Genomic DNA, 25,166 nt, shown 5'->3' with positions numbered 1-25,166 from the left:
CGAGAACATGGCAAAGAGCAAAACCCAATTCAGCTGCTCCAGTTGTGGCGCGCAGTTTTCAAAATGGTCCGGCCGGTGCGAAGGCTGTGGCGAGTGGAACACCATTGTCGAAGAGGCGCCGTTTGGCGCGGGGCCCGCAGCCTCCTCGCTGGGCACCGCCAAGGGGCGGCGGATCGAGCTTTCGGATCTGCGCACCGAAGAAGCCCCGCCACCGCGCACGCTGAGCAACGTTAAGGAACTCGACCGCGTGCTTGGCGGCGGGCTAGTGCCAGCAAGCGCCATTCTGGTTGGGGGCGATCCTGGTATCGGGAAATCCACGCTTTTGCTGCAAGCGGCAGCGCGGTTTGCCCGCCAAGGTGTAAAAACCATCTACGTGAGTGGCGAAGAAGCCAGCGCGCAAGTCCGCATGCGGGCGCAGCGTTTGGGGCTGACCGAAAGCCCGGTTTTGCTCGCCGCAGACACCAACTTGCGCGATATCCTGACCACGTTGGAAGCTGAAAAACCGCAACTGGCCATTATCGACTCCATCCAAACCATGTGGAGCGACTCGGTTGCGAGCGCCCCCGGTTCGGTCAGTCAGGTGCGCGCAGCAGCACATGAGCTGACCGCTTTTGCCAAACGCAAAGGCATGGCAATTGTGCTGGTGGGGCATGTGACCAAGGAAGGTCAGATTGCTGGGCCGCGCGTGGTGGAGCACATGGTGGACACCGTGCTCTATTTTGAGGGCGAGCGCGGGCACCAGTTCCGGATTTTGCGCGCGGTGAAAAATCGCTTTGGACCAGCGGATGAAATTGGCGTGTTTGAAATGACAGGCCGTGGGTTGGCCGAAGTGGGCAACCCCAGCGCGTTGTTTCTGGCCGATCGGGGCGCGCCAAGCCCGGGCAGTGTGGTTTTTGCCGGGATCGAAGGCACCCGACCGGTATTGATCGAACTGCAGGCTCTGGTAGCGCCATCGCCGCACAGCCAATCCCGCCGCACGGTGGTCGGCTGGGACAGCGGACGTCTGGCGATGATTCTCGCCGTGTTAGAATCACGCTGCGGGATTCCCTTTGCCGGGCTGGATGTGTACCTGAATGTGGCCGGTGGCATGAAGATTTCCGAACCGGCAGCGGACCTCGCTGTGGCCTGTGCGCTGATCTCCGCGCGTGAAGACAGCGCCCTGCCTGCCGAGACCGTTGTTTTTGGTGAAATCAGCCTATCCGGGGCGCTTCGATCGGTCAGTCAGACGGAAAATAGGTTGAAAGAAGCCCAAAAACTTGGTTTCACGTCCGCAATCGCTCCGAAAGGTGGCAAGTCCGCAACGGTGGAAGGCATCAGCCTGAACCGCATTGGGGATTTGGCAAGCTTTGTGGGAGAGGTATTCGGAGCGGGCTGACAGGCCGACAGTTAAAAAGTAAAATTCTGGCCGGGGGCGGTCGAAGGGGACAAGAATACATGGAAGGCTTCACAATTATTGATGCCGTGGTCGCAGGTGTGATCATCGTTTCGGCGCTGTTGGCGTACAGCCGCGGTGTTGTGCGCGAAGGCATGGCCATCGCGGGATGGATCGCCGCGGCGATTTTGGCCTTTATGTTTGCAGGCACACTGCAGCCGATGGTCAAAGAAATCCCGGTGCTGGGGCAGTATCTGTCGGACAGCTGTGAATTGTCGATCATCGCTGCCTTTGCAGGTGTGTTTGCCCTGGCGCTGATTGTGGTCTCGCTGTTCACGCCGCTGTTTTCGTCGATTGTGCAACGCTCTGCGCTTGGCGGCATCGACCAGGGGCTCGGCTTTGTCTTTGGCGTGCTGCGCGGCATCCTGCTCGTTGCGATTGCCTTCTTTGTCTATGAAACCGTGATCACCAGCCAATCTGTGGCGATGGTCGATGACAGCCGCTCCGCCGCTGTGTTCAGCCGCATCACCCGCAAGATTGATGACCGTGACCCACAACAGGCCCTGGGCTGGATCACCACACAATACGAAGAACTGGTTGGCGTCTGCGAACAATAAGCGCAGCCAGTTCAGACACGCTCAAGCCCGCGCCACATGGTTGCGGGCTTTTTGCTGCGCGGTGCTCTGGCCTCTTGTTTGCGCCGCCAGCGGGGGCTACGGTCGCAAAAACTGGAATGTTTTGGCAGCTTTACCATGCGACTTTGGATATTCATCACCACTTTAAGCCTCGCCATTTGTGTGACGCTGGTGATGTATATGTTGCTGCCGCCCAACACGCTGAAGCTGGCCGCGGGGACGCAAGGCGGTGCCTATACGCTGATGGCGGAGCGCTATCGGGACATTCTGGCACGAGATGACATTGAGGTGCAGATTGTGCACACCAATGGCTCGGTCGACAATGCGGAGTTGATGTCCAGCGATCTGGTGGATGCTGCGTTTTTACAAGCCGGCGTTGGGGTGACAGCGGGCACAGCCGAGGCGATTGGCGGCGTGTTTTATGAGCCGATGATTTTCCTGGCACACAGCGGACATAGTATCCCCTCTAACCCTGCGTTGTGGCAGGGCCTCACCATTGCCGCAGGCAAACGCGGGTCGGGCACTGCCGTGGCCTTTGCCGATTTTCAGGACGCTGTTGGCATGGACAAGAACGCCAATACGCTGGTGGATGTCGGGTTTTCACAGGCCATTTTTGCGTTGCGGTCTGGTGACATCGACATGGCGTTTTTTGTCAGCAGCATCGAGGCGCCCTATCTGCGGCAGGCTTTTGGCTATGACGACATCGACATTCTGCGCCTGTCCTATACTGACGCCATTGCCCGGCATCTGGACTATGCGGATCTGGTGGAGGTCCCTACGGGGGGCGTCTCGCTAAACCCGGTGCAGCCGAGCGAGGCGCGGCAATTGTTGGCGTTAAAAGCGCAGTTGGTGATTGATCCAAAGCTGCATCCGGCACTGGTAAACCGATTGACCATGGCAGCCAAAGAACTGCATCGCGGGCACGACGCGTTGACGCCGCGCGGCACGTTTCCGGAGCCACGCGGCATAGGCATCCCTGAGAACAACGTGGCGCGGCAATTGATCGAGGACGGGCCAAGCACATGGCACAACCTTCTGCCCTATTGGATGGCGGCGCAGGTCAATCGCGTTTTCCTGCTGACCCTGCCGATCCTGTTCCTGCTCTTGCCGCTCTTGCGGGTGTTGCCCATGGTCTATGCCTATTTCCGTGGCTGGCAGGTGTGGAAACACTACGGCCGCATTCGCGAGATCGAGGCGCAGATGGGACCGAAATGCACGGCAGCGGAACTGGCCGGCATGGCCGAGGAGTTGGAAGAGGTGGATCACCGGATTTCGCAACTAAAATTGCCGCCAGCCTACCGGCAGACGGCTTATCACGCGCGGATGCATATTGATCTGGTCCAAAAACGCATCAAACATCTGGAAACGCAGCTGAGTTGAGCTGCTCCTAAGGAGAGACACCATGGATGGCACCCCAGACGCACAGCTGTTTTCCGGCATTTTCAGCGCGGTGATCATTGGCGGCTTGGCCGGTTGGTTGGCGGGCAAACTGGTGCGCGGCGGCGGGTTTGGCCTGATTGGCAATGTGATCCTTGGCATCGGAGGCGCGATCTTGGCCAATTTTGTGCTGCCGGTCTTGGGCTTCTCTTTTGGAGGCGGCTTTTTCAGCTCGGTGTTTCAATCGATGCTGGGCGCGGCGGTGGTGCTGGTGCTGATCCGGATGGCGAAAAAGGCGTAGAGTTTTCGCAATGATGTAATTTTGGGCGGTTCTGGACGCCATCAAGCGCAGCCTATGGATACTGAGCGCAGTATTCGCCATTCCACCAAGAGCGGATGAGCCTATTTACGTCGACACGTCGCTTGGAGCTTTGGGCGCTGGAATTGTTTGTGGTGATAGACAGCTTTCGGTGTTGTCCGGGCAGGACACGATAGACGGTGAAGTCCTGCAAGGCTCCGCGACAGACATCAAGATTTTGCCCGACAGCAGCTCTTTTGTCCCCTCAATAGGCACGTCCTTTGGCGTTGTTCTCTATTCAAAAAGCGCGGCGCATTCAAAAAACTATCGTGCAGTTGTTGCGCACCCCCCTATGGGGCCAGAGGCGCGTACGGACCAAAGTTGGGCCGTCACCGCCCCAGCCGGCACTCACGCCTTTTTTGTTGGGTACACATTGGAAGACGAGATCGAGCTTGTTCCCGGGCAATGGATGTTTTTTTTGCTGGAAGAAGATAAAACAATGGTAATGACCCATCGCTTCGATCTTTTGCCCTCACATAAAGGGGAGGCGGCCGTCCTGAGTTGTCCCTGAATTTTGCCTAATTGATTTGTGATCCTTTCGTGACACGGCGGGGCGGACCGCTTAAGAGAGGCCATAGCACGAGAACAGGATTCGGAGCCTCCCTGTGGACAGTGGTTTTTTCCACCCTTTCAGCTGGCGCAACCCGCGCACAGCAAAGGCTTGTCCGCCTGCGATGTATCCCTTCACGACTTGCGCCTTTGGTGCCTCGCTGCGCAGCCTCACTCACATTAGCCTAACCTGACGAAGGGAGCCCTGCCCGTGTGCGGAATTTTGGGGATCGCCAACCGAAACCATGACGTCTTTGGAGAGATCTACGATGGTCTCTTGATGTTGCAGCACCGGGGGCAAGATGCCTCGGGTGTGGTGACCTACACAGGCGGCTTCTTTCGCGAGCGCAAGGCCAATGGTTTGGTCAAAGACGTGTTTCAACCGTCCGATGCGGAAACCCTGACGGGCCGCATTGGCATGGGCCATGTGCGCTATCCAACCGCGGGCAGCCTGTCAGCGTCTGAGGCGCAACCGTTTTTTGTAAACGCGCCGTATGGCATCTATCTGGTGCACAACGGCAATATCACCAACACCGAGGCACAGCGCGAGAAGGTGACCGGGAAATATTCCCGCCATCTGCGGACCACCTCTGACAGTGAAATCCTGCTCAACGTATTGGCGGACAAAGTCGCCGATGCCATCAAAGTCAACGGCAGCGCCGATGCGATCCGCAACATCTTTGCCGGTGTGAAAATGACCATGGAACGCGTGCAAGGTGCCTATTCCGTGGTCTGCCTGATTGCCGGTGTGGGCATGCTGGCGTTCCGCGACCCCCACGGCATTCGCCCGCTTTCCGTTGCAAAGCGAGATGCAGAAGGTGATGGCGACGATTATGCATTTGCCTCTGAGGATGTGGCTTTTGGCATCAACGGTTTTGATAAATTGCGCGACCTGAAGCCAGGTGAGGCGATGCTGGTTGATCTGGACGGCAACCTGCATGAGTTCCAGGCGGTCGAAGGCAAGCTGACACCTTGCATCTTTGAATATGTGTATCTGGCGCGGCCGGACAGCGTGCTTGACGGTGTGTCTGTGTATCAGGCGCAGATCCGCATGGGCAAAACACTCGCCAAACAGGTGCAAGAGAGCGGTCTGGACATCGACGCGATCATCCCAGTGCCGGACAGTGCGCGCCCTGTGGCGCTGGAAGTCAGCAACATCACCGGCATCCGCTATCGTGAGGCACTGGTGAAAAACCGTTACGTGGGCCGAACGTTTATTATGCCGGGTCAGGAAGAGCGTCAGAAGTCCGTGCGCCGGAAGCTGAACGCCATCCCGCGCGAGATGGAGGGCCGCAACATCCTGTTGATTGACGACAGCATTGTGCGTGGCAACACCATCAAGAAGATCGTGCAAATGTGCCGCGAGGCAGGCGCGAAGAAGGTCTACATTGCCTCGGCCTCCCCACCCGTGGCGCATCCAAACGTGTATGGCATCGACATGCCCACCAAACACGAGCTGATTGCCAACGGCAAAAGCGTGGAAGATATCCGCGAAGAACTTGGTGCGGATGCGTTGTTCTATCAAAAACTGGAAGACCTGATCTGGGCCACGAAGGAAGGCAACCCGGAGATCGACCAGTTTGATTGCTCCTGCTTTGATGGCAACTACATCACCGGCGGCGTGACGCCGGAGTATCTAGCTGCGCTCGAAGGCAGCAGCCGGGTAAGCAAAAAGATCGAAGAGGCTCCAACGCCCGGCGCAAGCTGGAACGGTGCCACTTTGGCAACCTCTCAGGGGTGAGCGCGTGAACCTGCTGGCGCTTGATAGCCGCTGGCAGCGGTTGAACGATCCCACCTACGCCTGCAAATGTTGCGGGCGTAGCTTCGGCGGCATTGTTGATATGGGCTTTGGACAGCCAGATTGCTGGCCGCATGGCCCGTTAACTGATGGTGACGGTGACACACTGACCGTCGGCGACGATGTGTTGACCGCCGACCTCTGTGTGTTTGAGGATCTGCGCTTTGTCCATTGCGTGGTACCCCTACCCGTTCGCGGCAGCGACGAAGTCTTCCTGTTTGGCGCATGGGCCAGCCTGGCGGTGGAAGACTTCAAAGCCTACGTGCTGGATGCAACGGGCGAGGACACCGGTTTTGCAGGAGCCGCAGCCTGGTTGATGAATGACCTGCCGCTGTTTGAGAGCGACGAGCCGATTGCCTGTGCCTTGAAACCGGCAGAATCAGGCGCCGAAAGACCCCATCTGACGGCCATTGCAGGACCGCTGGCACAAGCACAGGCAGAGGGTATTTCTTTTGATCAACTGCTGGAAATATACGCGGCTTGTGGCGAGGACCTGCGTCCGCACCTGATGGGCTGAAATCCGCCACATTCGCCTTTTTTCTTTGGCAATCGACCGCCTGTTTAGCGGTCCTTAACTACAAATACGCTACGCCTGTCTGGCGGCTCACGACCCTCCAACTATATAGCCGCCACCGCTCACAAACACAGGCAGTATCATGTCCTCCAAGACTCCTTCCCACGTGGCCGCGCAGGCCACGCAATCCGGTGTGCTGAAGAACCGCTCCCGCCTGACTTTGATTGGCGTGATGGGCAGTCCGAAAAACCCACGCGCCTTGTTGATGACCGCTGGGGGCAAAACCCTGCGCGTTGAACTTGGCGACCGCACGCCCTCCGGCAAAGTGGTGGCCATTGGCGAAGACAATGTGGTGCTCAACGCAGGCCACGGCACGACACGTTTGTCGATGCCCAACTAATCCCCCAAGTCGCGCGGGGAGATGGCCGTTCCTGTCCCCCCCTGCGACTTGCTTGCCTCTTGACCTTGTGCCGCTTTGGTCGCATTGCATCGGCCTATGAGTGATACGTCCAACACCCCCGACGCCTCCGGCGAGAAAATCGCGCTGATCACCGGCGCATCCCGCGGCCTTGGTGCCGCTTTTGCAGAGGCGCTTGTGCCCGCTTACCACGTGGTGGCGGTGGCCCGCACCACCGGTGCGCTGGAAGATCTGGACGATCGCATTCAGGCCAAGGGGGGCAAATCCACCCTGGCACCGATGGACATCACCAATGCCGATGCCATGGCGCAGCTGTGCCGCTCAATCCATGATCGTTGGGGCAAAGTGGACCTGTGGATCCACACGGCGGCGCATGGTGCGCCATTGACACCCACCGATCATATCGATGCCAAAGACTGGCAGAAGTCGCTGTCGATCAATGTGGACGCTGTGGCGCGCCTGATCCCGTTCATGAGCCCGCTGCTGGGCGATACGGGCCATGCGGTGTTCTTTGAGGACAACCACGCCGGCGAGAAGTTCTTTGGCTCATATGGTGCTACCAAGGCGGCGCAGATCGCACTGGCCAAAAGCTGGCAAGCAGAGACCACCAATATCGGCCCAACCGTGTCGATCCTCAGCCCACGCGGCATGCCCACCGGCACCCGTGCGCGGTTCTTCCCTGGCGAAGACAAGGACAGCCTTGTGCATCCCCGCGAGGAAGCGGCGCGCTTGATGGCCGAGATCGGCCTTTAAGGCTCAAAACGCTGGCATCACCGCAACGATTGAGGCCAGCGACACCACGTGCCTTGCCCCCTTTGCATGGCTCCACTAGACAGGATGTCAGCAGACAATTGGGGCAGGCATATGCGTATTCTCATCACCAATGACGACGGTATCAACGCGCCGGGACTGGCCGTTCTGGAGCGGATTGCAGCGGAGCTGGCCGGACCGGATGGCGAAGTCTGGTGTGTGGCGCCTGCGTTTGAGCAATCCGGTGTGGGCCATTGCATCAGCTACACCCATCCAACGATGATCGCCCAAATGGGCGAACGGCGCTATGCGGCCGAAGGCAGCCCGGCGGATTGCGTGCTGGCCGGCGTGCATGACGTTATGAAGGACGCGCCACCTGAGTTGATCCTGTCCGGCGTGAACCGGGGCAACAACTCTGCCGAAAACGCGCTGTATTCCGGCACCTTGGGGGCGGCGATTGAAGGCGCGTTGCAGGGCATCCCGTCTTTTGCGCTGTCACAGTTTCTGGGGCCGAAAAACTTCACCGCCGACGATCCGTTTGAGGCCGCGGGCGCATTTGGGGCCGCGGTTGTGCGTAAGATCCTTGATGCAAATCCGGCCAACAACCATCCCTATGGCTTGTTTTACAACGTGAACTTCCCGCCTGTTCTGGCCAAAGACGTCAAAGGCACGCGGGTTGTGGCGCAGGGCTTACGCCAAGGCACCAAGTTTTCGGTTGAACCGCACAACGCACCGTCTGGGCGTCGCTTCCTGTGGGCCCGGGGCGGTGATCAGCAGAACCCGTCTGGCGAGGGCACGGATGCGACCGTCAACCTTGATGGCTACACCTCGGTGACGCCGATGCGCGCAGACCTCACGGCACATGACACACTTGCGGCGCTGAAAGGCATTGAATGACCGACCCTGACGCGCTTGCTGAACGCAAAATGCAGTTCCTGTTTGCCCTGCGTTCGCGTGGGGTGACGGAGCCTGCTGTGCTGACCGCGATGGAACAAGTGGACCGCGGGTTGTTTGTGCGGGGCCTGTTTGCCGAGCGGGCGTATGAAGACACGCCGCTGCCGATTGCCTGCGGGCAGACCATCTCGCAGCCCTCCGTGGTTGGGTTGATGACGCAAGCGTTAGAGCTGACCCCACGCGACAAGGTGCTCGAAGTGGGCACCGGGTCTGGCTATCAGGCCGCAATCCTCAGCCATCTGGCGCGGCGGGTCTATACGGTGGACCGGCATAAGCGGCTGGTGCAGGAAGCGCGGGTGATTTTTGACCAGCTGGGCATCGTGAATATCACCTCCCTGATCAGCGATGGCAGCTTTGGACTTCCGGATCAGGCACCGTTTGACAAGATCATTGTGACCGCCGCCGCAGAGGACCCACCCGGCCCCCTCTTGGCGCAACTGAAGATCGGCGGTATTATGGTGGTGCCCGTGGGGCAGTCGGATGCGGTGCAGAGCCTCATTCGGGTGCGCAAAACGGAAAACGGGCTGGACTATGACGAATTGCGCTCGGTGCGTTTTGTGCCATTGCTTGAGGGCGTCGCGCGAGAGAATGATTGATTTGATTGGGCTTTCCCCTTGGCAAAGGGTGACGGCTCGCCCATTTGGAAGCTTAACGAAGCGAACAACAGACGCGGCATTGGCAGCAGACCCCCGGTAACAGGGCGCCGCATGTGAGGACATCGAGATGGCAGTTTTCTCATCCAAGAACACCCGGTTGATCGGCGCAGGGCTGGCGCTGACCGTGATGAGCGGCTGTTTGGACACGCTGGATTACGACTTCCGGGGAGACCTCGGCGGCGGATTGGACACCACTGAGGCGGCACAAACCGCCACTGCAACCCGGCCTGAACCGGATGATCGCGGTGTGATCTCTTATCCAAGTTATCAGGTGGCGGTGGCCAAACGGGGCGACACGCTGGCGGATGTGTCCCAGCGCGTGGGCATTCCGGCCGAAGAGTTGAGCCGCACAAACGGCATCGCGTTGGACGCGCAGCTGCGTGAGGGCGAAGTGGTTACCCTGCCCCGCCGCGTGGCGGAGCCGTCTGCCGCGACGGGCGGCACCGGCATGGTGACCGCGCCGGGCGGCGTGGACATTGCTGCGCTGGCGGGTGGTGCTATCAACAACGCCGACACGTCTGTTGAGACCGAGACCCTGCAGCCGGTGGCGACGCCAAAACCCGGTGGGCAGACAGGTGTGGAGCCGGTGCGCCATAAGGTGAAACGCGGCGAGACGGCCTTTACCATTGCGCGACTCTATAACGTCTCCGTGCGGTCTTTGGCAGAGTGGAACGGGTTGGGCAGCGATTTCACCATTCGTGAAAACCAGATCCTGCTGATCCCGCCAGTGGACCCGGAAGCGGAAGCCAAGCGCAAAGCCGCGGCGGCGACCGCGGCAGCGACAACCACCAAACCGGGCGAAGGCTCGCCAACGCCTACCCCGCCAAGCGCCTCCAAGCCTTTGCCGGAAGACAACACCGTGGCGGCCGCGACACCAGTCGCAAAACCAGAGAGCCCAAACCTTGCGCAGCAGCAGAGCGCGAGCAAAGCTGCGATGAGCTACCCGGTGTCCGGCAAGGTGATCCGCCCCTACTCCAAAGGCAAAAACAACGGCATCGACATTGCGGCCGAGGCTGGCGCACCGGTGTCTGCAGCGGCAGATGGCACAGTAGCGGCGATCACCAAAGACGCGGATGACGTGACCATTCTGGTGGTGCGCCACCCCAACAACCTGATGACGGTCTACTACAACGTGGACGGTGTGAAGGTGAAAAAGGGTGCCAGCGTAAAGCGCGGGCAAAGCATGGCTGTGCTGCCTGCGGAGAACAGCTTTGTGCACTTTGAGGTGCGCGAGGGCTTTGACAGCGTCGACCCGGCCCCCTACCTCAAATAAGCGCGAAAGGCGTCGCCGTTATTCCAACGCGACGCCCTCGCGACCTGCCAAATCAACAAAGAACTGCCACGCGACACGGCCAGAGCGGGCGCCGCGTGTGGCTTGCCATTCGATGGCCTCCGCGCGCAGGCGCTCTGCGTCCACAGTCACGCCATGAGCGGTGCAGTAGCCATCGATCATCGCGAGATATTGGTCCTGCGAGCATGGGTGGAAACCCAGCCAGAGGCCAAAGCGGTCGGACAGGGAGACTTTCTCTTCTACAGCCTCAGACGGGTTGATCGCCGAGCTGCGTTCGTTTTCGATCATGTCGCGCGGCATCAGGTGGCGGCGGTTGGAGGTGGCGTAGAACACCACATTGTCAGGCCGCCCTTCAATGCCGCCGTCCAGCACGGCCTTGAGCGATTTGTAGTGCTGGTCATCGTGGCTAAAGCTGAGGTCGTCACAGAACAGCAGGAAGCGTTCCTCGCTGGCGCGCAGGAGGTTCAGGAGCCGTGCTACAGAAGGTAGGTCTTCGCGTTGCAGCTCTACGATCTTGAGCGGCAGGCCTTCAGCAATGACTTGAGCGTGCACAGCTTTCACGACGGAGGATTTTCCCATGCCCCGCGCGCCCCAAAGCAGGGCGTTGTTGGCGGGCAGTCCGCGCGCAAATTGGCGGGTGTTGTCCAGCAGCGTGTCCCGGGAGCGGTCGATGCCGACCAGCAAGTCGAGAGACACGCGGTTGATCTTGGCCACAGGCTCCAGTCGGTCCGGATCCACATGCCAGACAAACCCATCGGCGGCAGCGAAATCCGGCGCAGTCATGGGGGCCGGTGCCATGCGTTCCAACGCCTCGGCGATGCGGGTCAAAGTGGTGTCATCCATGGCGGGCCTCCTGCTGTCTTCGGGCGATACAGACCATGTTCGTGGCGGGACAACAAGAGGCCAAAGAAAAAGGTGCACCCCAAAAGGGATGCACCCAAACTCTCAGCCTGAGACAGGCTTACTTGTGGCTTTCCGCGTCGGCGATGTCTGCCTCGTCTTCACCTTCTTCGTCATCTTCAAAGTAGACACCTTCGGCTTTGAGCTTGGCGACGCGTTGCTTGTCCACGCGGCGCACCAGGAAGATCGAGACTTCGTAGAGGCCGTAGACCACCACAAACAGGATCAGCTGTGTGGTGACGTCTGGGGGAGTGACCAAGGCGGCCAGTACCAGAATGCCCACCATAGCGTATTTGCGCACGCGGCCGAGGCCTTCCGCGTTCACCAGGCCAGCCTTGCCCATAAGCGTTAACAGAACTGGCAGCTGGAAGCAGAGGCCAAAGGCCATGATGAATTTCAGCGAGATGTCCAAGCTTTCGTTCACCTTACCAAAGAAGGTAATCTTAATGCCGCTGTCGGTTTCAGGAACCACAACAGAGCCAGCGGGCATGTCGCTTGTCGTGCTGGCGAGCAGGTTGGCAAAGATCGAGCTCACATCGGTGAAGCCCAAAAAGAAGGCCATCGCCAGCGGGGTCACAACGAAATGCGCAAAGGCCGCGCCGAGCATAAACATGAAGGGCGAGGCAATCATGAAAGGTAGGAAAGCCCCACGCTCGTTTTTGTACAGACCCGGCGCCACGAAGCGCCACAGCTGGAACGCGATCACCGGGAACGCCAGCACAAAGCCCCCTACCATGGAGATGCGGAACAGTGTGAAGAGGTATTCCTGCGGCGAGGTGTACTGCATCGTTGGCGATGGATCGCCCAGCGCGCGCAGGGTTTCCTCAATGGGGCCCAACAAGAATTGCAGTGTTGGTTCTGCGACCACAAAGGCCAACACCATGCCCACCAGAAAGGCCAGCACAGAGCGAATGAGCCGCGTGCGCAGCTCCGCCAGGTGCTCGATCAGCGGGGCGGAGCTGTCTTCGATTTCGTCAGTTGAGCTCATGCCTCATCCTTCTTCGCGGCGGTCTTGGCCGGGGGCGTTGGGGCCGGATCATAGCTGCGCGCTTGTTTGCGAGCGGCTTTCTCGGCGTCCTCGGCAGCGGCCTTTTCAGCGGCTTCCCGGTCCAGACGTTCTTGCGCCATTTCGGCGGATTTCTGGCGGATCTTCTCCGCCGCTTCCGCGCGCTCCTTGGACAGGCGTGTGGTCTCAGCGCCCGGCTCATAGGACATGGAGCGTTTCACTTCCCCCACGGAATCGTTGAGCGCATCAGTGGCCGATTTCAAAGGATTGGTGACCTTGTCCAACCCATCGGTGGCCCCTTTCAGGGTGTCGGTCACATCCTTGACGCCTGCCTGATCCGCCGCCTGATTCATGGCAGAGGAAAATTCCCGCGCCATGCCTTTGGCTTTGCCGACAAAACGCCCCACCGTGCGGAACATCACCGGCAGGTCTTTGGGCCCCACCACGATGAGCGCCACGATGCCAATGAGCAGAAGCTCGGTCCAACCCAGATCAAACATCTTGGATCGCCCGGCTTAGGCTTTGTCTTTTTCGTCAGCCGGCGTCACGTCCTTGGCCGCGTCTGCCGCTTCTTCCTCAAGTTCTTTGGCGCCTTCGTTCACGCCTTTTTTGAACGAGGTGATGCCTTTGCCAACTTCGCCCATGATGCCGCTGATTTTGCCGCGTCCAAACAGGACAAGAACCACAACCGCGATCAGAAGGATGCCGGGCAGGCCGATATTGTTCAACATGACTTTGTCTCCCTTGGTCGGTGGCACAAAGGCCGCCTAAGTCTCATGGCAAAGTCCTAACGCGCCGGACGCGGGGGCAAAAGGCGGATTAACGGGAGTGTGACGGGATATTTGGGGTTTTTGCGGTCCATTTTGCCATTATTGTGGCAGTTGTCATTATTTTGGCAGGAAGTCGGAGAATCACAGGTTATGGCCAGCTCTCAAAACCGCTCGGATCGGCTCTATGGATTGATGGAAATTCTGAAGGATGGTGGCTTGCACCGCGCCGAGGATTTGGCGGCGGCGATGCAGGTGTCTTTGCGGACGATCTATCGCGACATGCAAACCTTGGCGAACAGCGGCGTGGCCATCGAAGGCGAACGCGGCACAGGGTATCGTGCGAAGGCGGTATTGACATTGCCGCCGTTGAACCTGACCGAAGAGGAATTAGAAGCGCTGCATATTGGGTTGGAGGTGGTTGGCACCGGCATGGAAGGGCCATTGCGGGCGGCAGCCGAAAGTCTGAGCGCGAAGATTGACGCGGTTTTGCCGGAGGAGATTGGCGGTGTGAGCCACGGCTTTGGCTTCGCCGCGTACCCGTTTGCGGAAACTACTCAGGCCCTGCAATACCTTGAACCGCTGCGCGAAGCCATTCGGGCACGGCAAAAGCTGCGGATCACCAGTACGGATGAGGGCGAGCGGGACGTGCGCCCTCTGAAGCTCGACTATTGGGGGCGCGTGTGGACGTTGGGTGTCTGGGACGAAACTCTTGGCGGGTTTGCAAAAATCCGGGTGGATCAGATTGCCGAACTGACTGTGTTGCCAAGCTTGTTTGTTGAGGAACCGGGCAAGAGCCTCAAGGATTTTCTCGCCCAGAGCTAAGACGTTTCAGGTCTCAGCGGGGAAGACAAAACAGCGGTCGCGGCGGATTGTGAGCCAGAGCGGCGTGCCTTCTTTGGGCAGGAACACATTCGGCACGGTGACCTTAAGTGCGGAGCCATCATGGTCCATTTTGAACTCCACGAGGCTCTCGTTGCCCATGAAGCGGGCGCGGGTCACGATGCCACGCGCGGCAACGCCGTCTGATGGCGTGGGCAGCGGGCCTTTACCCTGACGATCAAAGTCCAGCTTCAAGTGCTGTGGACGAATGACAATTTCGACCGGCGCGCCGTCCGCAAGGCCGGGTGTCAGGAACTGACCAAAAGGCGTTTCCGTGAGTGCGCCGTTGCTCACCGAACGAATCACGTTGATGTCGCTGAAAAACGCCACCGCTTGCTTGTCCTTGGGCGCGTTGTAGATGTTGTACGGGGCGCCCTGTTGGACGATGACACCGTCGCGCATCAGCGCAATTTCGTCAGCCATACGCATGGCCTCTTCCGGCTCGTGCGTGACCAGCAACACGGCGGTGTCTTCTTCTTTGAGCACCGCTAAAGTCTCGTCGCGGATGCCGTCGCGCAGACGGTTGTCGAGGCCGGAGAACGGCTCATCCATCAGCATGATGCGCGGTCGTGGGGCCAAGGCACGGGCCAAGGCAATACGCTGTTGCTCGCCACCCGACAGTAGGTGCGGGTACTTGTCGATGGCCCAACCGAGGTTCACCTTCGCCAGAAGTTCCTCAACGCGGGCGCGTTTTTCGTCTTTGCTGCCTTTGAGGCCAAAGGCGACGTTATCGCTCACCGAGAGGTGTGGGAAGAGCGCAAAGTCTTGAAACATCAAGCCAATCTGACGGCGTTCCGGCGGGATGCGAAACACGGTGTCACAGATCAGCTTGCCATCCACATAGATTTCGCCGCTGTCTTGCATGTCCACACCGGCGATCATGCGCAGGGTGGTGGACTTGCCACAGCCGGACGGACCAAGCAGGCAGGTGACCTTGCCCGATTGCAACGTCAGAGACACATCGTCCACAACCTGCCGGTTGCCAAAGCGGCGGCGCAGGTTGCGGATTTCCAAACGTGGTGGCGTCGAAGTAGATGTCAGCTGCACGGGAGGCCTCTTGCAATCCCCGATGTTTTTCATCGGGTTTCGCAGTGGTGTATCAGCCCCCTACCCGTGCTTCAACCCTGCGGCTCCCGATCAGGACTGCGGCAAATCCGACGGCCAGAACGATGACGCAGATCTGCAGGAGCTGCTCGTATTTGTGACCATCATACAGGAACTGGGCTACAAATTCCGTATCGCGAAACATATAGGCAGCGGCGCCGTAAAGCGCCGCGAAGAAGCAGGCCATGTAGGACCAGAGCGGGACGTCCCGGCCGCCGATCAGGCTGGCAACCAGTACAGGGGTGAGGAACATCGAAGCAGTGCCGGACACGGCAACGGCATCAAATAGGGTTTGGTTGCCCCAAAGGGTCAGCGCGCCACCAGCGAGAGCAAAGACCAACATGGCAACACGGCCGCCAACCAGCGTGCGCGGCGCGAGTTTGAGTTCCTCGACCACCAGACGGGCGGCGGAGCTCAGCGCGGAGTCCAGTGTGGATAGTGCAGACACCAAGAGCGAGAGGATCAGCAAGGTGAAGACCCAAGTTGGGAACATCGTGCTCCAGGTGCCGATCAACTGACCTTCATAAGCGGCGCCCTCAAGCGAGGCCTGAATGCCAAAGAAACCAAACGCGATGATGCAAAGCGTGGACAGCCAGAAAGCGTGCAGGAAGCTTTTGCGGGTGGTGTCGCGATCCGCGAGGAAGCCGCGGTCCATCATCACCGGGTCATGTACAGGATAGGAAAACACCTGAAGCGCGGCGACCAGCAGAAGCACCCAGCCGTTGTGCGGGCCAGAGGCACCAGGCGCTGTGAGGACAGCACCGAGATCGAACTCAGGGCGCAGCACCAGCGCAACAAAGGCGATGCCAAACACAACAAGAAACAGCAGCATCTGCATGACGTCGGTGCGCAAGGCAGCGGAGAGCCCACCCCATGCGGAGTAAGCCAGCGCGACCACACCAACGATCAGGATGGAGATGGTGCCCGCATTGGCAACCTCAGGCAGCGCCGCGCTGAAGATCAAGCCAACGACCAGCAAATTGGCGAACACTTCGGACAAAAGCCGCAGCGCAATCACCACGTTGTAGGCAGTGGTGCCGGGGGTGCCAAAGCGCGAGGTGAGCCAGTCCTGCACCGAGCCGGCGCCCTGCACGCGCATACGGTTCACGATGTAGCCTCCTGTCAGGAAGGACGCGTAGTAAGCCGCGTAGGCCAAGGTGCCCGCAATTCCGTAGTAGAAACCTAGGATGGCGGCATTCATCAGGGACCGGGCGAAGATCCAGGTGGTGACCTGCGACAGCACCAAGGTCCACAGCGACGGCGCCTGCCCTTCTGCGGTCTGCCCGCCAAAGAAGCCCACAACTGTGGCCCGTTTCGGGGCGACAACAAGGCTGAGCAAAAGGATAGCGGCGAATATGGTGATGAGTGTGGCGGCGTGCATGGTCGTGTCCCGTTCAGAATTGAAACCGACCTAGCAGGCGGCCAGAGGTCAGGCTAGCCGCCCCACAGAAACGTGATGAAACGTCAGAGGGTTACGTCGGATCCGTCAGGTTAAACGCCACATCCCCAAGCACACGACCGTTGACCTGAATGGCCAGCTTGTGCGGGCCGGGATGTAGTTGAAATGTGCTGGCGTTGGCTTTGAGCGGATGCTTTTTGGCCAGTGTGAGTGACTTTCCAGCAGGGATTTTGCCTTGCTTGAGCTTAAAGACCTTGTCACTGCCGCGCCCGTTGGGGCGATGGAAACTCAGCACATAGTCGACCATCACCGGCACAGGGGATGTGCCCTCCGTGGACAGTGTTGTTTCGACTTGTAATGCGTCGCCGATCTGGATGCTGTCGCCGCCGACCGAAAGGCTATCCAAAGTGATGGGCGCGTCTGCGTGGAACCCCAGCATCGACAGCGCGCCGGAATGGCCTGCTTTGACGGCTGTGCGCAGGGAGTGGCGCGTCATCCAGTCCAGTTCTTTGGTGGCCTGCTCGCCCTGCTCTTTCCAGTCGGAAAGCTGGCTGACCACCGTGTCGGTGGAGAGTTTGGAAATGTCATTGAGGTGGTTGGACACCGACCGGGTCACGTAGCGCGTTGGATCGGCATGCAATTTTGCCAGGAGAGGCAGCGTGGACATCGGATCGATGTCGATCTTCTTTGCCCAAGGCAATTTGGGTCGGGTGCCTTCGCTCACCAGACGGCGGACGTGGTAGTTGGCATTCTCGGCCCAGTCATGCAGGCGGGCAAAGGTTTCCTCCGGCCAACGGTTTATAAATGCGCGGATGTAGAACTCCATGGAGAAGCGCTTGGTCGCCTCTTCCAGCAAGTCCAGCGCCCGATCGCGGTGCTCTTCGACTCCGTGGCGGGTGGCAAGAATGCCAGGCACAGCATGGATGAAGCGACCAAAGTCATCGTCCTTCAGAGTTGGATCAAGCGCGGGAGGCATGGCCGCCTCAAGCTGGTCCGCCATTTCGGGGAAGTCTGGCGCGAGGCGTTTTTCGATGCAGTCGGCAATCCATTCCATACGCTCCATGAGCTCGCGCCCCTGAAGCCCTGCCACAACTTCTTGATGAAAGTCCTCACCATCGAACCCAGGCACTCCGGCGGCAAACTCTGCCGCCAGATCGCCGAGACTATCTGCGTTAAACAACTCATCTTTCAGAGAAAAACCCTGGGACACACCCACACCTCGCGCCATTTAGTTACTTACTCGCGCTTACATAGCAGATGCGAAGGCACCGCCGTCCAGCAGAACATTCTGCCCGACGATAAAGCCTGCGTGATGGGAACACAGGAAGGCACAGGTGGCGCCAAACTCATCTGAGGTACCGTAGCGGCCGGCGGGGATGGTGGCGGCACGTTGGGCCTTTGCCTCTTCCATGGAGATGCCCTGTTGCTCGGTCACAGCCTTGTCTAGAGACACGGCGCGGTCGGTGGCGTGGATGCCTGGCAGCAGGTTGTTGATGGTAACGCCTTTACCCGCCACCTGACGCGCGGTGCCTGCGACATAGCCAGTGAGGCCTGCGCGGGCGGCGTTGGACAAGCCCAGCACCGGAATCGGGGACTTGACCGAGACAGAAGTGATGTTCACCACGCGGCCCCAGCCTCGTTCCATCATGCCCGGAACAAGCGCTTTGATCAGCGCAATGGGGGCAAGCATGTTGGCGTCCAAGGCGGAAATGAAATCGTCACGGTCCCAATCGGTCCACATGCCTGGAGGCGGGCCGCCGGCATTGTTGACCAGAATATCCACGCCTTGCGCAGCTTCAATCAGTTTGGCTTGGCCCTCAGTGGTGGTCACGTCACAGGCAATTGCCTGAACATCCACACCAAATTCGGACCGGATGTCAGCGGCGGCGGCCTCAAGCGCTTCAACGCCGCGCGCGTTCATGATCAGATCGACACCTTCCGCAGCCAGAGCGCGAGCACAGCCCAAACCAAGACCTTTTGAGGACGCACAAACCAGTGCGCGTTTACCTTTAATTCCCAATTCCATGCGAATCTCCCCGTTGTTGTGGGGGTAAGAAATACCCAAATTAGGAATGATGCCAGTATAATGCCGGGGCTATGGCATTGTGCTGCCACATTTGCGTGTCACTTCACTTGTTCAAAGAAAGCGTGCAGTACACTAAAGTAGGTAAGTTATGACGTCCCAAGTCCAAGACAGCTCCCAACCCTCCCAACGCCTACCGGTTTATCCGGCGGATGCCTTTGTGGTGATGGATGGGGCGAACCTTGGTGATTCCCTGTCTTTTGCGGAAGAACTGGTGCCAGACGATATTTATACGCTGAACCAAGATGCGGAAGAACAGAGCCTTGCGCTGCGCACCGACAGCGACGGACAGCATTTCATTGCCAGCGATTACAGCCTCGGCACCAAAGACGCGCGGGTGTATCTGGATTGTGTGGCCACGTTTATGCCGCCAAGCGGTGACACCATTGAGGTGCTGGTTCTTGTCGAAGTGGACGACGACGGCGGTGTGGTGGAAGTCTACGGCGCGCCATTGGCCCCGCTGACGCCCAAATGTGACTACGTGCTTGTGGGCATTGATCGTGGCGCGGCCTCCACCAAGCTGGCGCAGCTGGCCTGTGTGAGTTTCACTGGTGGCACTCGCATCACCATGGCCACAGGCGAACAGCGTCGGGTGGAAGACTTGTCCGTGGGCGATCGCGTGTTGACGCGGGATGATGGCCCGCAGGAAGTGCGTTGGATTGGACACGCCGTGCAGCGTGCCAGCGGCGAGTTTGCCCCGATCGTGATTACCGCGGGCACTCTAAACAACACGCAGGATCTGCGAGTGAGCCCGGATCACCGGCTGTTTGTCTATCAGCGCCATGACCACATTGGTGTGGGGCGCAGCGAGCTTCTGATCAAAGCGCGGCATCTGGTGAATGGGGACACGGTCTTCGCCGACGAAGGCGGGTTTGTGGACTACTACCAGATCATGTTTGACACCCATCAGATCATTTTTGCCGAGGGGATTTCGGCGGAAACCATGCAGATGGACACGCGCACTCGCCCTGCAGTGCCGGAAGAGGTGAAAGAACGCCTGCGTCCAGCATCCAATGCGGCGCGCGGCATGCCTCAGGCACACCTTGAGGTGCATGAAAGCCTGCTGGATCGTCCTGACGCGGTGGAGCTTTTGAAGCGGGCGTCCTCCAAGTAAGGCGCGCCGCTTTTCCTTGCGAATTGGCGCTTTGCGACCTATACGCGCGGACATGTTGGACACGCAGACAAACCGCCCCGAATTGCCGCCCGAGATTGCGCGACGTCGCACTTTTGCGATCATCTCGCACCCGGACGCCGGTAAGACCACACTGACCGAAAAGTTCCTCCTGTATGGCGGCGCGATTCAGATGGCCGGTCAGGTGCGGGCCAAGGGCGAGGCGCGTCGCACGCGCTCTGACTTTATGCAGATGGAAAAGGACCGCGGGATCTCCGTGTCGGCCTCTGCGATGTCGTTTGATTTTGGCACCTTCCGTTTCAACCTGGTGGACACACCGGGCCACAGTGATTTTTCGGAAGACACCTACCGGACGCTGACCGCAGTGGATGCCGCCGTGATGGTGATTGACGGCGCCAAAGGTGTGGAAAGCCAGACGCAGAAACTGTTTGAAGTATGCCGTTTGCGCGACCTGCCCATTTTGACGTTTTGTAACAAAATGGACCGCGAAAGTCGTGATACCTTCGATATTATTGACGAAATCCAAGAAAACCTTGCGATTGACGTGACACCTGCCAGCTGGCCGATTGGCGTGGGCCGGGACTTCCTGGGCACCTATGACATGCTCAACGATCGGCTGGAGTTGATGGACCGGGCGGACCGGAACGTGGTGGCCGAAAGCGTGCAGATTGACGGGTTGGACGACCCGAAACTGGCCGATCACGTGCCAGAGCACCTGCTGAAGCAGCTGCGCGAAGAGGTTGAGATGGCCAAAGAGCTGCTGCCGGCGCTGGACCCGCAGGCGGTGCTTGAGGGGCATATGACGCCGATCTGGTTTGGCTCCGCGATCAATTCCTTTGGCGTCAAGGAGTTGATGGACGGCATTGGAACCTACGGGCCTGAGCCGCAGGCGCAAAGCGCGGAGCCGCGCAAGATTGCACCCGAGGAGAAGAAAGTCGCTGGGTTTGTGTTTAAGGTTCAGGCCAATATGGACCCGAAACACCGCGACCGCGTGGCCTTTGTACGCATGGCCTCGGGGCACTTTAAGCGCGGCATGAAACTCACGCATGTGCGGACAAAAAAGCCGATGGCGATCTCCAACCCGGTGTTGTTTTTGGCCTCTGACCGCGAGTTGGCCGAAGAGGCCTGGGCCGGGGACATCATTGGCATTCCCAACCACGGACAGCTGCGCATCGGCGACACGCTGACCGAAGGCGAAGCACTGCGCGTGTCGGGCATTCCAAGCTTTGCACCGGAACTACTGCAGGGCATCCGCGCGGGCGACCCGCTGAAGGCCAAACACCTTGAAAAGGCGCTGATGCAGTTTGCTGAAGAAGGCGCTGCGAAGGTCTTCAAGCCGATGATTGGTTCGGGATTCATTGTGGGCGTGGTTGGCCAGCTTCAGTTTGAAGTGCTCGCCAGCCGGATCGAAATGGAATACGGGTTGCCCGTGCGGTTTGAACAGAGCCAGTTCACCTCTGCCCGTTGGGTACACGGTGAGCGCCAAGCGGTTGAAAAGTTTGCGGATATGAACAAGCAGCATATCAGCTACGACAATGATGGTGACGTGGTGTTCCTGACCCGTTTGCAGTGGGACATTGACCGCGTTGCCCGAGATTATCCGGATGTCACGCTAAGCGCGACCAAGGAAATGATGGTCTGACACACTCTGCGATTGCACGGGGTTTCGCCCCGTGCAAACATCGTGCCATGTCAGAAAAAACCCTCACCTATCCGGGCGGTTACGCCTATATGATGGAACGCTACGACGGCCGGCGTGATCCCTTTGATTTTGGCCCAGAAGACCTGCCGTCCCTGGATGTGAACCTGTCGGTTCTGAGGAATGCGATTGTACCGGAGCGCGCAACGCAAAAGGGGCCAGCCGATCCAAACACCAGTTGGGCGCGCAAACGACGGCAGATTGCAGAAGAATTTGTCGGCTTGAGTGAATTGGCCTTCCTGAATGCGCAGTTGATCTCCAACCTGCGCAAGCGGGACCAGCCGACGCAAACCGCCGCGTTGTTTTGCCGGATATGGGCCGAGGAGTCCGCACATCTGATTTCAGAATTGAACCTGCGCTGGCTGGTGAGTTCAGTACAGACTTTTGCGGATCACGGCGAGACCCCGGCGCAGCGGGAGGTTGGCCAAGGGCTGCGCATGCTGTTTGGCATGATGAAACTTTATGAGTTTGAGCGCACCTTCAGCGGGATGGAGCCCGGCAAGGAGTACGGCTTTGGCAAACGCATAAAAACGCGGCTACCGCTGGATATGGAGCCATTTTCATTGATGCACGGCGGGCTCGACATCAACGTGATCACACCAATATGGGAGATGGGCAAAAGCGACGCGGTGATTGCGCCGTTGGTGGACCATTTGCTGCAAGAGCTGATCGAGGAGCCCGGCGGGGTGTTCCGGCGGCTGGCGCAGATGCGGGCCAAGAAAGAGCGTCAGCAGGCCCGGAAATGAGCACTTCACCGACCTGGGGGGTGGTGGCAACCATCAAAGCGCCCGCCGTCGACATTCTGAACTTCGTGGCCCATCATCTGGAGCTGGGGGCTGCGCATGTCTGGATCTATCTGGATGCTGCCAATCCCGAGGCCAAAATCCAGCTGAAACCGCATCCCCAACTGACGGTTGTCCGCACCGGCGACAATTACTGGCAGAAGACACGTGGGAAGAAACCGCCGATGCACCAGCCGCGGCAGTCTTTCAACGTGCGGCACGCCTATAATCGCGCCAAGAAGGTTGATTGGCTTCTGCATATTGATGTGGACGAGTTCCTGTGGCCGGATCGGTCCATCGATGCGCAATTGGCCGCCCTGCCCCAAGACTGCTTGGTGGCGCGGGTCCGGCCAGCGGAAGCGATGGCCTCGGTGGATGACAGCGACCTGATCCACTTTAAGTCCTTCATTTCCGACAAGGCCAAACGCGATCAGATCGTGGCAGAGATCTACCCGGATTTTGCCGCCTATCTGAAGAACGGGTTTGTCAGCCATGTGGCGGGAAAGATGTTCCTGCGCACGGGACAAAAGGACATGACAATCAAGATCCACAATGTTGCGCAAAACGGCCGCCACAACCCCGGGCAGGTGGAATTGACCGATGTGACCCTGCTGCATCTGCACACCACCAGCTGGGCGCATTGGATGCAGAGCTTTGCCTATCGCCACAAGAAGGGATCGTATCGAGACGAGTTGGGCTCAGCCGTGCCGGAGGATCAGGGCGGGCTGAACCTGCACAAACTCTTTGCTCATCTGGCCGAGGAACCGGACGGGTTGCGGCAGTTTTACGAGGAAGTCTGCGTCGCGACACCAGAGTTGCGGCAGAAGCTTGAGGCACATGGGCTGTTGCGCAGCCATCGCTTGGATTTGGACACAAAGCGGCGGAAACACTTCCCCGGCTTCGTTGTTTAGTGTTTCCGAAATCACGCCAAAGGCTTGATACATATTCGGTTTCATTGACCTGACGCCGTGGTTGCGATAGAAGGCCCCGTGGATCAAAAACGCCATTGACGCGGGGCCAACCGGGCCCGATCCGAGACGCCGCTACGGGCCAAAGAGTGTCCGTAAACCACGGATACATATGACAAAATTCTCTGACCTGAACCTCAACCCGAAGGTACTCAAAGCGATTACCGAAGCGGGCTATGAAACCCCAACCCCAATCCAGGCGGGAGCGATTCCTTCGGCATTGGATGGCCGCGATGTGCTTGGCATTGCGCAAACCGGCACCGGTAAGACCGCAAGCTTCACGCTGCCGATGCTGTCTTTGCTGGCGCGAGGCCGTGCCCGGGCGCGCATGCCGCGCAGCCTGGTGTTGTGTCCGACACGGGAGTTGGCGGCGCAGGTTGCCGAGAACTTTGACACCTATTCCAAGCACCTGAAGCTGACCAAAGCCCTGTTGATTGGCGGGGTGAGCTTCAAGGAACAAGAGCTGATCATCGACAAAGGCGTGGACGTTTTGATTGCCACGCCGGGCCGTTTGCTGGACCATTTCGAGCGCGGCAAGCTGATCCTGTCTGATGTAAAAGTCATGGTGGTGGATGAAGCCGACCGGATGCTCGATATGGGGTTCATTCCTGACATCGAGCGCATCTTTGGCCTGACGCCGTTTACCCGCCAGACGCTGTTTTTCTCCGCCACGATGGCGCCGGAGATTGAGCGGATCACAAATACCTTCCTGTCCAACCCGGAGCGGGTGGAAGTGGCGCGTCAGGCAACCGCCAGCGAGACGATTGAGCAGAACGTTGTGATGTTCAAAGCGTCGCGTCGCGACCGCGAAGGCAGCGAAAAGCGTAAAGTGTTGCGGGCACTGATTGATGCGGAAGGTGACAAATGCACCAACGCGATCATTTTCTGCAATCGTAAGACGGACGTGGATATCTGCGCCAAGTCGTTGAAGAAATACGGCTATGACGCAGCGCCCATTCATGGCGATCTGGACCAGTCGCAGCGCACGCGCACGCTGGAACAGTTCCGTAATGGCGAGTTGCGCATTCTTGTGGCCTCCGATGTGGCGGCCCGTGGTCTGGACGTGCCAAGCGTGAGCCACGTGTTCAACTTTGATGTGCCAGGCCACGCCGAAGACTATGTGCACCGCATTGGGCGCACCGGGCGTGCGGGACGTGAAGGCAAGGCGATCACAATTTGCAGCCCGCGGGATGAGAAGCAGTTTGATGCGGTTGAGGCGCTGATCCAGAAAGAGATCCCGCGCATTGAAAACCCGGTGAAGGTCGAGCCGCGCAAACCACGTAAGCGCAAGGACGAGGACGCGCCGAAGGCGGACGCCAAGTCAGAGACCGTGGAAGCGGCTGAAGCGCCGGTCAAGGACGATAAGCGCAAGCGTGACGACAACCGTGGGCGCGACCGGGACGACAACAATCGTCGTGGGCGCGGACGTGGGCGCAATGACCGCCGCGATGATGGCAACAAAGTTGTCGGTATGGGTGACCATATGCCTAGCTTCATCGCCATGAGCTTTGAAGAGCGCCGCGAACAGGGCGCGCAATGATACCAGCACGGTTTGAGCCCATCCTGTTTGGGCTCATTCTGTCTGGCATGATGACCAATGTGGTCACATTCATTTCTACATTTATGGTCAGTGGCTTTGTCGCCGGATTTGCCACAATGTGGCTGAGCGCGTGGGTTGCAAGCTGGATGGTGGCCTTCCCGCTGGTGTTGGTTTTGGCACCTTTGACACGGCGGATCGTCAAAAAATTGGTCCGCAAGCCATAGGCAAGCGG

General features: G+C 59.1%; 27 protein-coding genes. 19 read left to right on the top strand and 8 right to left on the bottom strand.

Going from position 1 to position 25,166, the window contains the following annotated elements:
• Nucleotides 1-7 precede the first annotated feature (7 nt).
• From radA to SIB92_RS21075, 12 genes are all read left to right on the top strand, one after another.
• Entirely contained in the window at nt 8-1,375 is a 1,368-nt protein-coding gene (gene radA, locus SIB92_RS21130; RefSeq protein ID WP_412553857.1) for a DNA repair protein RadA, read from the top strand.
• Between the two features lie 59 nt (nt 1,376-1,434).
• The gene (locus SIB92_RS21125) at nt 1,435-1,989 is read left to right on the top strand and encodes a CvpA family protein (RefSeq protein WP_294117454.1); all 555 of its coding nucleotides are present in this window, start codon (nt 1,435-1,437) and stop codon (nt 1,987-1,989) included.
• Between the two features lie 135 nt (nt 1,990-2,124).
• A complete protein-coding gene (locus SIB92_RS21120; protein ID WP_412553856.1) occupies nt 2,125-3,387 on the top strand; it encodes a TAXI family TRAP transporter solute-binding subunit in 1,263 nt (420 codons plus the stop codon).
• A gap of 22 nt (nt 3,388-3,409) precedes the next feature.
• Complete coding sequence (locus tag SIB92_RS21115) at nt 3,410-3,685, top strand: GlsB/YeaQ/YmgE family stress response membrane protein (protein ID WP_412553855.1); 276 nt, start codon at nt 3,410-3,412, stop codon at nt 3,683-3,685.
• A gap of 130 nt (nt 3,686-3,815) precedes the next feature.
• A complete protein-coding gene (locus SIB92_RS21110) occupies nt 3,816-4,253 on the top strand; it encodes a DUF3859 domain-containing protein (protein WP_412553854.1) in 438 nt (145 codons plus the stop codon).
• A 249-nt stretch (nt 4,254-4,502) separates the two neighbouring features.
• The gene (gene purF / locus SIB92_RS21105) at nt 4,503-6,032 is read left to right on the top strand and encodes an amidophosphoribosyltransferase (RefSeq protein WP_412553853.1); all 1,530 of its coding nucleotides are present in this window, start codon (nt 4,503-4,505) and stop codon (nt 6,030-6,032) included.
• A gap of 4 nt (nt 6,033-6,036) precedes the next feature.
• The gene (locus tag SIB92_RS21100; protein WP_412553852.1) at nt 6,037-6,606 is read left to right on the top strand and encodes a DUF2199 domain-containing protein; all 570 of its coding nucleotides are present in this window, start codon (nt 6,037-6,039) and stop codon (nt 6,604-6,606) included.
• A 139-nt stretch (nt 6,607-6,745) separates the two neighbouring features.
• Nucleotides 6,746-7,003, top strand: a complete 258-nt coding sequence (locus SIB92_RS21095) for a hypothetical protein (protein ID WP_412553851.1) — start codon at nt 6,746-6,748, stop codon at nt 7,001-7,003.
• Between the two features lie 96 nt (nt 7,004-7,099).
• Complete coding sequence (locus tag SIB92_RS21090) at nt 7,100-7,774, top strand: SDR family NAD(P)-dependent oxidoreductase (protein ID WP_412553850.1); 675 nt, start codon at nt 7,100-7,102, stop codon at nt 7,772-7,774.
• A 111-nt stretch (nt 7,775-7,885) separates the two neighbouring features.
• Nucleotides 7,886-8,668 carry a 5'/3'-nucleotidase SurE gene (gene surE / locus SIB92_RS21085; protein WP_412553849.1) on the top strand — a complete coding sequence of 261 codons (783 nt, stop codon included), beginning with the start codon at nt 7,886-7,888 and terminating at the stop codon, nt 8,666-8,668.
• On the top strand, nt 8,665-9,321 hold the full coding sequence (locus SIB92_RS21080) for a protein-L-isoaspartate(D-aspartate) O-methyltransferase (protein ID WP_412553848.1): 657 nt from the start codon (nt 8,665-8,667) through the stop codon (nt 9,319-9,321). The genes surE and SIB92_RS21080 overlap by 4 nt, the downstream gene beginning before the upstream one ends.
• Nucleotides 9,322-9,448: 127 nt before the next feature.
• A complete protein-coding gene (locus SIB92_RS21075; protein WP_412553847.1) occupies nt 9,449-10,654 on the top strand; it encodes a LysM peptidoglycan-binding domain-containing protein in 1,206 nt (401 codons plus the stop codon).
• Between the two features lie 18 nt (nt 10,655-10,672).
• Here the strand turns inward: SIB92_RS21075 and SIB92_RS21070 are convergent, their stop codons facing one another.
• The 4 genes from SIB92_RS21070 to SIB92_RS21055 form a co-directional block, all read right to left on the bottom strand.
• Entirely contained in the window at nt 10,673-11,515 is an 843-nt protein-coding gene (locus tag SIB92_RS21070; protein ID WP_412553846.1) for an ATP-binding protein, read from the bottom strand.
• Between the two features lie 118 nt (nt 11,516-11,633).
• Nucleotides 11,634-12,560 (bottom strand): twin-arginine translocase subunit TatC, encoded by a 927-nt coding sequence (tatC, locus tag SIB92_RS21065; protein WP_412553845.1) that lies wholly within the window; start codon nt 12,558-12,560, stop codon nt 11,634-11,636.
• Nucleotides 12,557-13,078 (bottom strand): Sec-independent protein translocase protein TatB, encoded by a 522-nt coding sequence (tatB, locus tag SIB92_RS21060; protein ID WP_412553844.1) that lies wholly within the window; start codon nt 13,076-13,078, stop codon nt 12,557-12,559. Before tatB ends, tatC begins: the two co-directional genes overlap by 4 nt.
• A 15-nt stretch (nt 13,079-13,093) precedes the next feature.
• Nucleotides 13,094-13,309 (bottom strand): twin-arginine translocase TatA/TatE family subunit, encoded by a 216-nt coding sequence (locus SIB92_RS21055; protein WP_294117423.1) that lies wholly within the window; start codon nt 13,307-13,309, stop codon nt 13,094-13,096.
• A 189-nt stretch (nt 13,310-13,498) separates the two neighbouring features.
• Between SIB92_RS21055 and SIB92_RS21050 the strand changes: the two genes are divergently transcribed.
• On the top strand, nt 13,499-14,170 hold the full coding sequence (locus tag SIB92_RS21050; RefSeq protein WP_412553843.1) for a helix-turn-helix transcriptional regulator: 672 nt from the start codon (nt 13,499-13,501) through the stop codon (nt 14,168-14,170).
• 6 nt (nt 14,171-14,176) lie between these two features.
• Here SIB92_RS21050 and SIB92_RS21045 read toward each other — a convergent pair whose 3' ends face one another.
• The 4 genes from SIB92_RS21045 to SIB92_RS21030 form a co-directional block, all read right to left on the bottom strand.
• Nucleotides 14,177-15,268, bottom strand: coding sequence for an ABC transporter ATP-binding protein (locus SIB92_RS21045; RefSeq protein ID WP_412555883.1), 1,092 nt, complete (start codon nt 15,266-15,268; stop codon nt 14,177-14,179).
• 58 nt (nt 15,269-15,326) lie between these two features.
• Nucleotides 15,327-16,712 carry a sodium:proline symporter gene (locus SIB92_RS21040; protein WP_412553842.1) on the bottom strand — a complete coding sequence of 462 codons (1,386 nt, stop codon included), beginning with the start codon at nt 16,710-16,712 and terminating at the stop codon, nt 15,327-15,329.
• A gap of 91 nt (nt 16,713-16,803) precedes the next feature.
• Nucleotides 16,804-17,940 carry a hypothetical protein gene (locus SIB92_RS21035; RefSeq protein ID WP_412553841.1) on the bottom strand — a complete coding sequence of 379 codons (1,137 nt, stop codon included), beginning with the start codon at nt 17,938-17,940 and terminating at the stop codon, nt 16,804-16,806.
• A gap of 36 nt (nt 17,941-17,976) precedes the next feature.
• Complete coding sequence (locus SIB92_RS21030) at nt 17,977-18,756, bottom strand: SDR family oxidoreductase (protein ID WP_412553840.1); 780 nt, start codon at nt 18,754-18,756, stop codon at nt 17,977-17,979.
• A 148-nt stretch (nt 18,757-18,904) separates the two neighbouring features.
• On the opposite strand from SIB92_RS21030, the gene SIB92_RS21025 reads away from it, so the two are divergent.
• The 6 genes from SIB92_RS21025 (at nt 18,905) to SIB92_RS21000 (ending at nt 25,158) form a co-directional block, all read left to right on the top strand.
• Nucleotides 18,905-19,927: a Hint domain-containing protein gene (locus SIB92_RS21025; RefSeq protein ID WP_412553839.1), complete on the top strand. Its 1,023-nt coding sequence runs from the start codon at nt 18,905-18,907 to the stop codon at nt 19,925-19,927.
• Nucleotides 19,928-19,979: 52 nt separating this feature from the next.
• On the top strand, nt 19,980-21,587 hold the full coding sequence (locus tag SIB92_RS21020; RefSeq protein WP_412553838.1) for a peptide chain release factor 3: 1,608 nt from the start codon (nt 19,980-19,982) through the stop codon (nt 21,585-21,587).
• Between the two features lie 47 nt (nt 21,588-21,634).
• Nucleotides 21,635-22,390: a hypothetical protein gene (locus SIB92_RS21015; protein WP_412553837.1), complete on the top strand. Its 756-nt coding sequence runs from the start codon at nt 21,635-21,637 to the stop codon at nt 22,388-22,390.
• Nucleotides 22,387-23,337: a glycosyltransferase family 2 protein gene (locus SIB92_RS21010; protein ID WP_412553836.1), complete on the top strand. Its 951-nt coding sequence runs from the start codon at nt 22,387-22,389 to the stop codon at nt 23,335-23,337. Before SIB92_RS21015 ends, SIB92_RS21010 begins: the two co-directional genes overlap by 4 nt.
• 169 nt (nt 23,338-23,506) lie before the next feature.
• A complete protein-coding gene (locus tag SIB92_RS21005) occupies nt 23,507-24,934 on the top strand; it encodes a DEAD/DEAH box helicase (protein ID WP_412553835.1) in 1,428 nt (475 codons plus the stop codon).
• A complete protein-coding gene (locus tag SIB92_RS21000; RefSeq protein ID WP_412553834.1) occupies nt 24,931-25,158 on the top strand; it encodes a DUF2798 domain-containing protein in 228 nt (75 codons plus the stop codon). The genes SIB92_RS21005 and SIB92_RS21000 overlap by 4 nt, the downstream gene beginning before the upstream one ends.
• Nucleotides 25,159-25,166: the final 8 nt, after the last annotated feature.

The organism is Shimia sp. MIT1388 (genome assembly GCF_047124445.1).
In the GTDB taxonomy this organism is placed as follows: Bacteria; Pseudomonadota; Alphaproteobacteria; order Rhodobacterales; family Rhodobacteraceae; genus Shimia.
Note: the sequence above shows the minus strand (reverse complement) of the source record. Positions and strands in the feature narration are given on the sequence as shown.